A 10382-nucleotide genomic window follows, 5' to 3' on the forward strand; every position below is an offset into this window, starting at 1 on the left:
ACCGGTCTGTTTGCAAGTTCGATGAAATGAAACTGTCGCAAAAGCCTGTCAGAGGATAAGTTAAGCCGGTTAACCGGCTGGAGCATCGCAGCCAGGCGCAACAGCCTGGGCGCCGCCCGAAAAAGCGGCGAAGCAACCAGACGTGGGAAGAGCAGGAACCATGAACGAACTGAAGCCGGTCCAGAGCGAGTTCATCAATGCGGAAGCGGCAAGCCCGGAAGGCAATCCGGATCGTTTCGTCAATCGCGAGTTCTCCTGGTTGCAGTTCAACCGCCGCGTGCTCGAGGAATCGCAGAACACAAACCATCCGCTGCTGGAGAGGGTACGTTTCCTGTCGATCTCCGCGGCCAATCTCGATGAGTTTTTCATGGTGCGCGTCGCCGGCCTGGCTGGCCAGGTTCGCGAAGGCATCGTGTTGAGAAGTCCGGACGGGCGTACCCCCGAACAGCAGCTCGAACAGCTGCTGCGTGAGGTCGAACGGTTGCAGGAAGACCAGCAGAAGAGCCTTTCGGCGCTGACCGTGCTGCTCAACAAGGAAGGCATCGAGAGCATCACCCGCGACGCGCTGACCAAGGACGAGAAGGCCTGGCTGGAGGAGCACTTCCAGGACCAGGTGTTTCCTGTTCTCACGCCATTGTCGATCGACCCGGCGCACCCATTCCCGTTCATCCCCAATCTCGGCTTCTCTATGGCGCTGCAGCTTCGCCATCGCAAGAACGGCGAGGAGATGAGCGCGCTCTTGCGCCTGCCGGTGGCGCTGAAGCGCTTCATCCGCCTGCCGGACCGCAAGCACCATGTCCGCTTCATCCCGCTGGAAGAGGCGGTCGGCCTTTACATCGGCAAGTTGTTCCCGGGTTACGAGGTCAAGGGCTCCGGCACGTTCCGCATCATTCGCGACAGCGACATCGAGGTCGAGGAGGAATCGGAAGATCTCGTGCGCCTGTTCGAGACCGCGCTAAAGCGCCGCCGCCGCGGCTCCGTCATTCGCATCGAGTTCGACATGCTCATGCCGGCCGAACTGCGCGAATTCGTCGCCGGCGAACTCGGCGTTTCGTCGAGCCGCATCAGCGTCCTGACCGGCCCGCTGGCGCTCAGCCAGATTTCTGAGATCGTCGCCGTTGCCCGCGACGACCTCAAATTCACGCCCTACAATCCGCGTTTCCCCGAGCGCATCCGCGAGCATGGCGGCGATTGCTTCGCCGCTATCCGCGAGAAGGACATCATCGTCCACCACCCCTACGAATCCTTCGACGTCGTGGTGCAGTTCCTGCGCCAGGCGATGGCCGACCCGGAAGTGGTGGCGATCAAGCAGACGCTTTACCGCACCTCCAACGACAGCCCGATCGTGCGTGCGCTGGTCGACGCGGCCGAGGCCGGCAAGTCGGTGACGGCGCTGGTCGAACTCAAGGCCCGCTTCGACGAGGAGGCCAACATCCGCTGGGCGCGCGACCTCGAGCGCGCCGGCGTCCAGGTCGTGTTCGGCTTCCTCGAGCTCAAGACCCACGCCAAAATGTCGCTGGTGGTGCGGCGCGAGGACGGCAAGCTGCGCAATTATGTGCATCTGGGCACCGGCAATTACCATCCGGTGACCGCGCGCATCTACACCGACCTGTCCTTCTTCACCACCGATGCAACGATCGCACGCGATGTCGCCCAGCTTTTCAACTTCATCACCGGCTATGCCGAGCCGACCGCCGAAATGCGGCTGGCGATCTCGCCCTTCACGCTGAGGAACCGTATCCTGCGGCACATTTCCGATGAGGTCGCCCACGCGCTCGAGGGACGGCCGGCACGCATCTGGATGAAGATGAACGCCCTTGTCGATCCGATCATCATCGATGCGCTCTATGACGCCAGCCGCGCGGGCGTCGAGATCGACCTCGTGGTGCGCGGCATATGCTGCCTGCGGCCGCAGGTGCCGGGCCTGTCGGAAAACATCAGGGTCAAGTCGATCGTAGGCCGTTTCCTCGAGCACAGCCGCATCTATTGCTTCGGCAATGGCCACGGCCTGCCGTCGGACGAGGCCGTCGTCTACATCTCCTCGGCCGACCTCATGCCGCGCAATCTCGACCGTCGCGTCGAGACCATGGTGCCGATCACCAACCCAACTGTGCATGAACAGGTGCTGGGCCAGATCATGCTCGGCAACATCATGGACAATCAGCAAAGTTTCGACGTATTGGCTGATGGAACCTCCCGGCGCGTCGTGCTCGAGGAGGGCGAGGAGCCGTTCAACGCACAGGAATATTTCATGACCAATCCGAGCCTGTCGGGACGGGGTGATGCGCTGAAATCGCATGCGCCGAAGCGGATCGCGCAATTCAAGCGCCGCAAGAAGAACGCCGCCGCCTGATGCTGTCCGATTCCCAGGGCCGGCTGCAGGATCGCCGACCGCTGTCCATCATCGACATCGGCTCAAATTCGATCCGCCTTGTCGTCTATGAGGGGCTGGCGCGCTCGCCGACCATGCTGTTCAACGAAAAGATGCTGGCGGGCCTCGGCCGCGGCATCGTGTCGACGGGGAAGCTCGACCCCGAGGGCGTGACACGGTCGATGGAGGAGTTCCGCCGCTTCCGCGCGCTCTCCGACCAGGCCGGTGCCGAGCACATGTACGTGCTGGCGACCGCCGCCGCGCGCGAGGCCGTCAACGGCCCCGATTTCATCCACCGCGCCGAAGACGTGCTCAAGACCGAGATCCGCGTGATCAGCGGCCGCGAGGAAGCCTATTATTCCGCGCTCGGCGTCATCTGCGGCTTTCATCCGGCCAACGGTATCGCGGGTGACCTCGGTGGCGGCAGCCTTGAACTGGTCGACGTCAATGGCGAAGCGATCGGCGACGGCATAACGTTGCCGCTGGGCGGCCTGCGCCTGCAGGACATGGCCAAGAATTCCCTCACGCAGGCGGCGAAAATCGTGCGCGACGAGCTGGGGCGGGCGAAGCTTCTGAAAGGCGGGCAAGGCAGGCCTTTCTATGCCGTTGGCGGCACCTGGCGAAATCTCGCCCGGCTGCACATGGAGATGACCAACTATCCGCTTGGCGTCATGCACCACTACGAGATCGGCGTCGAAAGTGCCGCCAATTTCCTGCGGCAAGTGGCGAAAGGCGAGATCGAGAAGATCAAAGGCATCGAGGGCGTTTCGAAGAACCGCCGCTCGCTCCTGCCTTACGGCGCCATCGTGCTGCAGGAAATCATGGCGGCGATGCAGCCGTCGAAGATCATCGTCTCGGCGCTCGGCGTGCGCGAAGGCTTCCTCTATTCGCTGCTCGACCAGGCCGAGCAGAAGGCCGATCCGCTGATCTCGGCATCGGATGAACTCGCCCGGCTGCGTTCGCGCTCGGTCACTCATGCGCATGAACTCGTCGACTGGACGGCCAAGACCTTTGCCGCTTTCGGCATCGACGAGACCGAGGACGAGGCGCGCTACCGCCACGCGGCGGCATTGCTGGCCGACATCGGTTGGCGCGCGCATCCCGAATATCGCGGCAAGCAATCGCTCAACATCATCGCCCACGCCTCCTTTTTCGGCGTGGACCACCCTGGCCGCGCCTATCTGGCGATGGCCAACGCTTATCGGCACGACGGCATCTTCAACGAAGCCATCGCGCCCGAGATCAAGGCGCTGGCGACACCGCGCTATCTGGAGCGGGCGCGGGTGCTGGCGGCATCGATGCGCGTCGTCTACCTGCTGACCGCCTCGATGCCCGGCGTCATGCCAAGGCTGAAATGGGAGCAGCGCGGCAATGGCGTGCTGGCGCTGGTCTTGCCGGCATCGCTGGCAGATCTCTATGGCGAGCGCCCGGCCGGGCGCCTGGCGCAACTGGCGCGAATTACCGGCCGCCGCCTGGTACTGGCGGTCGAAGGCGGGCCGAGCGTTTCGGTGAAATAGGTACGGCCTACCAGAGCGTGAGTTATCTGATCCACACCGATATTAGACCAACTCAATGGCACCGCTTATCAGCGGCTTCGCGTTTGAAGACCGGCTTCCCCCACTCCGTCTTGGCTTCGCCAAGCCACCTCTCCCCCCTCCGGAGGGAGAGGAAGGGCGCCAAGATTGGCGAACTCGCGCCCTTCCTCTACCCCGTCGATCGGGGGAGGTGTCGAGCGCAGCTCGACGGAGTGGGGGGTCGACTTGACGCGGGCGTTGGCTTGGCTCGGGCATTGAGAGTCCAACCCGGGGCATTTGTCTGGTTGGTTCCGGGCCTGCCCTTCGATTTAGGCGATATCAAACCGCAGCCCGCCCGTCGACCGACCAGGCGCCGGCGCCGGCCATGGCGAGCGCCAGAAAGCCGCCCGATATCGCGATGTCCTTCATCAGCATCTGCTGGTGCAGGAAGGCAAGCGTCGCATCATCGGCGCCCTGGCCGTAATGGCCGATGAAGCCGGCAACGATGCAGAAGGCGGCCAAAAGCAGAGCCACGATCCGGGTCTGGAAGCCGATGAGTATCAGCAGTCCGGCGATCAGCTCGAACAGGCCCGTGCCCCACGCGGCGAGCCCCGGGAGCGGCAGGCCAAGGCCGGCGAAATAGCCCGATGTGCCGGCAATGTCGGCGAGCGCATGGAAGCCTGACGGTACGAACAGCGCGGCAAGCAGCAGCCGCGAAGCCAGAAGCAGTGCGTTGCGAGGCATGGTCACCTCCGTTGTCGTTTGGCCGGTTTGGGCCTTTACCCACCCGGACCGATAGATCCTACCACCGATGCCCCGGCAAATCCGGGCACTGAATTGAGGCTTCTGCACCGACAACGAAACAGTGGCGCGGAAAATTCCGCGCCACTGCTGTCAAGACGGGGGAGGGAAGTTCAGCCGCGCTTGGCGTCGATCGAATAGGCGCCGGCGCCTGAGGAAGCCAGCACGAGGAAGCCGCCGGTGATCGCCAGGTTCTTCATGAAGTTGATCATCTGCATCTGGTCGGCCCAGCCGGTGTGGGCAACCAGGGCCGTGGCGACGGTGAAGATCGCCAGCACCCAGGCGGCAATCCGGGTCTGGAAGCCGACGAGAATAGCCAGACCGCCGAGCAGTTCGATGAGGCCGACGACAATGGCCGTCACGGTCGGCAAGGGCAGGCCGAGGCCGCCGAAATAGGCCGCGGTGCCGGAAAGGGCGCTGAGCTTGCCGAAACCGGAAAGCAGGAAAATGACCGCAAGCAGGATGCGGCCGAGCAGGATCGTGACAGAACTGTTGGACGCGGTGCCGGTGCCGGCGAAGGACGTGTTGGTGGACATGGTGGCTCTCCGAATGGGGTTGATCGCCTGTCAGATAGACTATGCCGACTGTTCACCAAAGCCGCCTCTCCGGCGACACATTGTTCACAGGACATACGTTTCCGTGAAGTGGTGAAAAACGGAAATTCGTGCCGGTCGATGCGGTGGCGGGAGGATATTCTCCCGCCGAAAAAGTGCCTTCACCCCGGATGGGTCATATCTTCCGGCCGCACGATCCGGTCGTAGTCGGCTTCGCTGACCAGCCCGGTGGCCAGCGCTTCCTCGCGCAGCGTGGTGCCGTTCTTGTGCGCGGTCTTGGCGATCTTGGCGGCGCTGTCGTAGCCGATGGTGGGCGCAAGCGCCGTCACCAGCATCAGCGAGCGGTCGAGGGCCGCCTTGATGTTGTCTTCGCGCGCCTCGATGCCGACGACGCAATTGTCGGTGAAGGAGACCGACGCGTCGGCGAGCAACTGCACCGATTGCAGGAAGTTGTAGGCCATCAGCGGGTTGTAGACGTTGAGCTCGAAATGGCCCTGGCTGCCGGCGAAGGTGAGCGCCGCATTGTTGCCGAACACCTGCACGCAGACCTGGGTCATCGCCTCGCACTGCGTCGGGTTGACCTTGCCCGGCATGATCGAGGAACCAGGCTCGTTTTCCGGCAATGACAATTCGCCAAGGCCCGAACGCGGGCCGGAACCGAGGAAGCGGATGTCGTTGGCGATCTTGAACAGCGCGGCGGCAGCGGCATTAATGGCACCGTGCGAGAATACCATGGAATCATGGGCGGCGAGCGCCTCGAACTTGTTCGGCGCTGTGACGAAGGCGATGCCGGTGATGGCGGCGATGCGGTCGGCCACCCGCTCGGCGAAGCCGACGGGCGCGTTGAGGCCGGTGCCGACGGCGGTGCCGCCCTGCGCCAGTTCCTGCAGGCCGGGCAACGTCAGCTCGATGCGCTTGATCGACGAAGCGACCTGCGCGGCGTAGCCCGAGAATTCCTGGCCCAGCGTAAGCGGGGTGGCGTCCTGCGTGTGGGTGCGGCCGATCTTGATGATATGGCTGAACGCTCTGCTCTTGGCGGCGAGCGCCTTGTGCAGGTGCTTCAGCGCCGGCAACAGGTCATGCACGATGCGCTCGGCGCAGGCGATGTGCATGGCGGTCGGGTAGGTGTCGTTCGACGACTGGCTCATATTGACGTGGTCGTTCGGGTGCACCGGCTTCTTGGAGCCCATGACGCCGCCCAGCATCTCGATCGCCCGGTTGGAGATCACCTCGTTGGCGTTCATGTTGGATTGCGTGCCCGAGCCGGTCTGCCAGACCACCAGCGGGAAATGGTCGTTGAGCTTGCCGTCGATGACTTCTTGAGAGGCTTCGACGATCGCCTTGCCGATCGCCGGATCGAGCCGCTTCAGCTCCATATTGGCTTCCGCCGCCGCCCGCTTGACGATGCCGAGCGCGCGCACGACGGATGCCGGCTGCTTTTCCCAACCGATCTTGAAATTGCCGAGCGAACGCTGCGCCTGCGCGCCCCAATAGCGGTCGGCGGCGACCTCGATGGCACCGAACGTATCGGTTTCGGTTCTGGTCTTGGCAGCGCTCACGGCAAGTCTCCGGTCTGTCGATTTGGGCAACGGCGTATCGCGTTGCACAAAACGCATCAAGCGGAGATTGCGGGCGGTGAAGATGCAAATCGGTTGAAGACGGAGCCAATCTCCCCGCTCGTGGGGAGATGCCCGGCAGGGCGGCGGGGGCGCGAAGGAACGCTATCTGTCGTCATTCAACTGCGTTCAGGTTAGAACAAGCGCGGAAGTGCAATCGAATGAGAGATCGGCGGGACAGCGCCCCCCTCTGGCCTGCCGGCCATCTCCCCCACGAGGGGGGAGATCGGCTGTCCACTCACTCCGCCGTATACCCGCCGTCCACCGCAAAGACGCCGCCCCGCCTCTGATCAGACGCCGTCTCCGGGCGGACTGGAGATCAGCAACAAAGCCGCGAGCGCGATGTCGCCGACAGGCGCACGGTTTCGGTTGGTCTGGCCAAGTCATGTCGGACGGCGTGCGAGAAGGCCTGCCATGCAGGCGAGGCGGCAAGCGCGGTTTCATGCTGGGCGTGCGCTTCTTCGCCATCAAAACCCATCACACTGATGAAAACATTCTCACTCGCTCGCACCGGCAGGCGTGGAAAGCTGTTTTCCGCGTGCTCCGTGACGAAAGCGGCGAGCAGCCGCGCACCGGGTGACGCCGTCATCGGCGCGACTTCGGCCTCGAAGCGGCTGGCGAACGCGGCCTCTGCGCCCGGCCGCAAATGATAAATCCGAATCACGACCATGCCTGACAGCGGCGTGCTTCTGCCTGGCTTTTCGTCGGCAGCCAAGCCCGCGCGTAATGCGCCGGAGAGATCGAAGCCAGCGCCGGGCCACGCAGGTTTGAGCAGCAGCACATCGTCGGAATCGATCATCGTGGCGTTGGCGGCATTGCGGTGCGCTGCCCATACCGGACCGTCATAGAAGGCGCTCAGGGCGCCTTTGCGCACCTCCATGTCCTCGAAGCCGCGCAGCCAGACGAACATGTCGGGGCGATCGAGATCCCGGAATTGGCCGATGATGGTCATCCCGGCCTCTTCCTGGCCTTCGATCAGCTTGCCGTCAAAGAGGTCGATAAGGGTATCGCGTTTGCCGGGTTTCAGCGTGTACTGCCGCAGTTCGACGACCGGGGAGGCGAGCGCTGCTGTCTCCGATGTGGCACTCAGGGGCAGGCTCATAAGCTCGTCTCCAAAAACAGGGTGATCATCCTGTTTTATAAAACAGACCGGTTGTCCTGTTTTGTCAATCTGCTAGCTTCTTTTTCTTCCCTCCTGGAGGGGCACGGTGGAGATTCCCGATGACAGGGCATGCCCAGAAGCGCACCAATGATCCCGAAGGCATGCGCAACAGAGTGCTCGATGCCGCGCAGGAGTCCTTTCAGGTACGCGGCTATCACGCGTCCAGTCTCGGCGATCTGATGGCGGCGGCGGGTGTCAGCGGCGGCGCGTTGCATCATCATTTCCCGACCAAGAAAGCGTTGGCGCTGGCGGTGATCGAAGAGCGTGTGGCCGCGGCGGTCGAAGAGACATGGATGGCGCCTTTGCGGGCGGCCGCTTCGGCGCGCGAAGGCGTGGGTGCAGCCTTCGAAGCCGTGGCGGCGGAACTTGAGCAACAAGGCTTCGTGCGCGGCTGTCCCCTCAACAACCTTGCACATGAACTGTCGCTCGTCGATGCCGAATTGCGCGCCGCCCTTGCCGGCATTTTTGCCGGCTGGCGCCAGGCGATCGCCGACAAGGTCCGGGCTGATCAGCAGGCGGGCAGGGAGCAGGACACCGACCCGCAGCGTTTCGCCGCCCTGGCCGTCGCGGCCTATTCCGGCGCGATGTCGATGGCCAAGACGGCGCAGGATGCCGGCATGTTGCGCGATTGCCTGGCGGGGCTGGAGCAGAATGTCGCCCAAGCTTCGCCCATGGCCGCAACGAGGCGGCGTCGCAGGATATTGCTGCCACCGGGAAACCTTTGATGCCGAGGACGGGAACGATCCCTACAACTCAGTTCCGTTCTGGGGGAGGGCAGCAGCCGTGGACCGGGCGCTGAACTTTACTGCTGACCGGTGTCCGTGCTGAACTTCAACCCATGATGAAGCGCTTCTCACCAAAATCGGTATCACGACGCCGTTTTCTGGCGCGGGCCGCCGGTCTTGCCACGGCCCTTGCGCTTCCACGCCCGGCGCTCGGCCAGACCGGGCAGCGCATTCAGCCTGTCGACGCCACCTTCCTGTTCATCGCCGATGTCCATGCCTGCCGCATGGCCAGCGGCTTGAGTCCCAATTGCCAGCAGGAAGGCAAGACCGACGCTGCCTTGCTGCGCAATGTGGCGGCTCTGAACGGCATTGGCGACAAGACATGGCCCGTCGAGATCGGCGGCGTCCCGACGGGCCTACGCTCCGCCGGCAGCCGAATCGGCACGCCGCTCGGCCTCGTCATCGGCGGCGACATGACCGACGATGGCGGTGGTCAGATCACCCAGCCGAGTGAAGGCACGCAATTGCTGCAATTCAGCCAGCGTTACCAGCAAGGCATGGGGCCTGACCGCGTGCATGTTCCAGTCTATGTCGGGCTCGGCAATCATGACCTCGACCAAAACGGCCCGCGGCATCACGTTGACTGGTACCGGCGCGAAATGCGCGACTATGTCGAAGTCAATCACCGTGCCGGCGTGTTCTTCAAGCCACCGGTTCCAGCCACCGACTACGATGTCGAGACCGACTGCTATGCGTGGGACTGGGGCGGGCTGCATCTCGTCCAGACCCACCGTTTCGCTGGCGACACCGGCCATGGCGCGGACAGCAGCCTGCCCTGGCTGAAGCAGGATCTGGCGACCTATGCGGCGGACGGCCGCCCGGTCATCCTGTTTCAGCATTATGGCTGGGATAATTTTTCGACTGGGCGATGGGATCCCGCCAAAAAGGCGTTCGACGACGACGGCAAGGGGCCGCCGCATTGGTGGAGCGATGCGGACCGTCAGGCACTGCTTGCGGCCCTGAAAGGCTACAACGTGATTGCCATCTTCCATGGCCATCAGCACGAGGTGCCGATGATCTATCAGCGCGACGGCCTTGATCTCTTCAAGCCAAAGGCGGCCTATATGGGCGGGTTCGCACTGGCGCGGGTCACCAATGATGGCATGGATGTCGTGCTGGGCGAAGCCAGCGACGATCACGGCGGGGTCACATTCACCAACGCCTTCAGCAAACCGTTCCAGACATGAAAGCCCGCGGCGGCCTTTTCGTCCCGGACGCTGACTGACGTCGACCTGGCAGTGCGCTCGGGCCTCGGCCTCCGCTACGAGATGCCGCCGATGATGACCGCCGCGATGTAGGGGCCGAAAGAAAACGCCCCTCGCACCTTTTATCGTGCGGGGGGCGTCTTTGCCGTTCGCTTTTCCTTCGATTGCTCTCGTGAATTGCTGACGACAACCATGAAACGTGCTTCGACCGAAATGGCTCCCGGCGCGTCCAGATTTTTTTAGGGCCGCTTTGTTCAGTGCCCGATTAGCGTGAACCGTCGCGGCGGGTGAGCCGAGCCTGTCGGTAGCTAATCAAGTTGTCCGGTTTGGTAGCACATGATCTGTCCGCTTCTGTTTTGGCGTCGAAGCGGTTC

The 10382-nt window shown here is 63.4% G+C and carries 8 protein-coding genes; 4 read left to right on the plus strand and 4 right to left on the minus strand.

All coding sequences use genetic code 11. The features are described from left to right. Window positions 1–160 precede the first annotated feature (160 nt). Window positions 161–2353, plus strand: a complete 2193-nt coding sequence (locus FJ426_RS26845; RefSeq protein WP_140561874.1) for an RNA degradosome polyphosphate kinase — start codon at window positions 161–163, stop codon at window positions 2351–2353. Continuing rightward, window positions 2353–3888, plus strand: coding sequence for an exopolyphosphatase (ppx, locus tag FJ426_RS26850; protein ID WP_140561875.1), 1536 nt, complete (start codon window positions 2353–2355; stop codon window positions 3886–3888). The genes FJ426_RS26845 and ppx overlap by 1 nt, the downstream gene beginning before the upstream one ends. A 336-nt stretch (window positions 3889–4224) precedes the next feature. Here the strand turns inward: ppx and FJ426_RS26855 are convergent, their stop codons facing one another. The 4 genes from FJ426_RS26855 to FJ426_RS26870 form a co-directional block, all read right to left on the minus strand. Beyond that, entirely contained in the window at window positions 4225–4629 is a 405-nt protein-coding gene (locus FJ426_RS26855) for a DoxX family protein (protein ID WP_140494304.1), read from the minus strand. A gap of 170 nt (window positions 4630–4799) precedes the next feature. Continuing rightward, window positions 4800–5222 (minus strand): DoxX family protein, encoded by a 423-nt coding sequence (locus FJ426_RS26860; protein ID WP_140561877.1) that lies wholly within the window; start codon window positions 5220–5222, stop codon window positions 4800–4802. Between the two features lie 179 nt (window positions 5223–5401). Next, window positions 5402–6799 (minus strand): class II fumarate hydratase, encoded by a 1398-nt coding sequence (gene fumC, locus FJ426_RS26865; RefSeq protein ID WP_140561879.1) that lies wholly within the window; start codon window positions 6797–6799, stop codon window positions 5402–5404. A gap of 376 nt (window positions 6800–7175) precedes the next feature. Then, window positions 7176–7958 carry an NIPSNAP family protein gene (locus FJ426_RS26870; RefSeq protein ID WP_140515517.1) on the minus strand — a complete coding sequence of 261 codons (783 nt, stop codon included), beginning with the start codon at window positions 7956–7958 and terminating at the stop codon, window positions 7176–7178. A 119-nt stretch (window positions 7959–8077) separates the two neighbouring features. On the opposite strand from FJ426_RS26870, the gene FJ426_RS26875 reads away from it, so the two are divergent. Together FJ426_RS26875 and FJ426_RS26880 are read left to right on the plus strand one after the other, a co-directional pair. Then, window positions 8078–8743, plus strand: coding sequence for a TetR/AcrR family transcriptional regulator (locus FJ426_RS26875; RefSeq protein ID WP_140494296.1), 666 nt, complete (start codon window positions 8078–8080; stop codon window positions 8741–8743). Window positions 8744–8856: 113 nt separating this feature from the next. Further along, window positions 8857–9990, plus strand: coding sequence for a metallophosphoesterase (locus FJ426_RS26880; RefSeq protein ID WP_140561880.1), 1134 nt, complete (start codon window positions 8857–8859; stop codon window positions 9988–9990). Window positions 9991–10382 lie beyond the last annotated feature (392 nt).

This window comes from Mesorhizobium sp. B2-6-4 (genome assembly GCF_006441495.1).
Classification (GTDB): domain Bacteria; phylum Pseudomonadota; class Alphaproteobacteria; order Rhizobiales; family Rhizobiaceae; genus Mesorhizobium.

Excerpts from the sequence above, each read along its gene's own strand:
- FJ426_RS26860 (WP_140561877.1), bottom strand. The coding sequence starts at position 5,222 with ATGTCCACCAACACGTCCTTCGCCGGCACCGGCACCGCGTCCAACAGT.
- FJ426_RS26845 (WP_140561874.1), top strand. The coding sequence starts at position 161 with ATGAACGAACTGAAGCCGGTCCAGAGCGAGTTCATCAATGCGGAAGCG.
- ppx (WP_140561875.1), top strand. The coding sequence starts at position 2,353 with ATGCTGTCCGATTCCCAGGGCCGGCTGCAGGATCGCCGACCGCTGTCC.
- FJ426_RS26880 (WP_140561880.1), top strand. The coding sequence starts at position 8,857 with ATGATGAAGCGCTTCTCACCAAAATCGGTATCACGACGCCGTTTTCTG.
- FJ426_RS26875 (WP_140494296.1), top strand. The coding sequence starts at position 8,078 with ATGACAGGGCATGCCCAGAAGCGCACCAATGATCCCGAAGGCATGCGC.
- FJ426_RS26870 (WP_140515517.1), bottom strand. The coding sequence starts at position 7,958 with ATGAGCCTGCCCCTGAGTGCCACATCGGAGACAGCAGCGCTCGCCTCC.
- FJ426_RS26855 (WP_140494304.1), bottom strand. The coding sequence starts at position 4,629 with ATGCCTCGCAACGCACTGCTTCTGGCTTCGCGGCTGCTGCTTGCCGCG.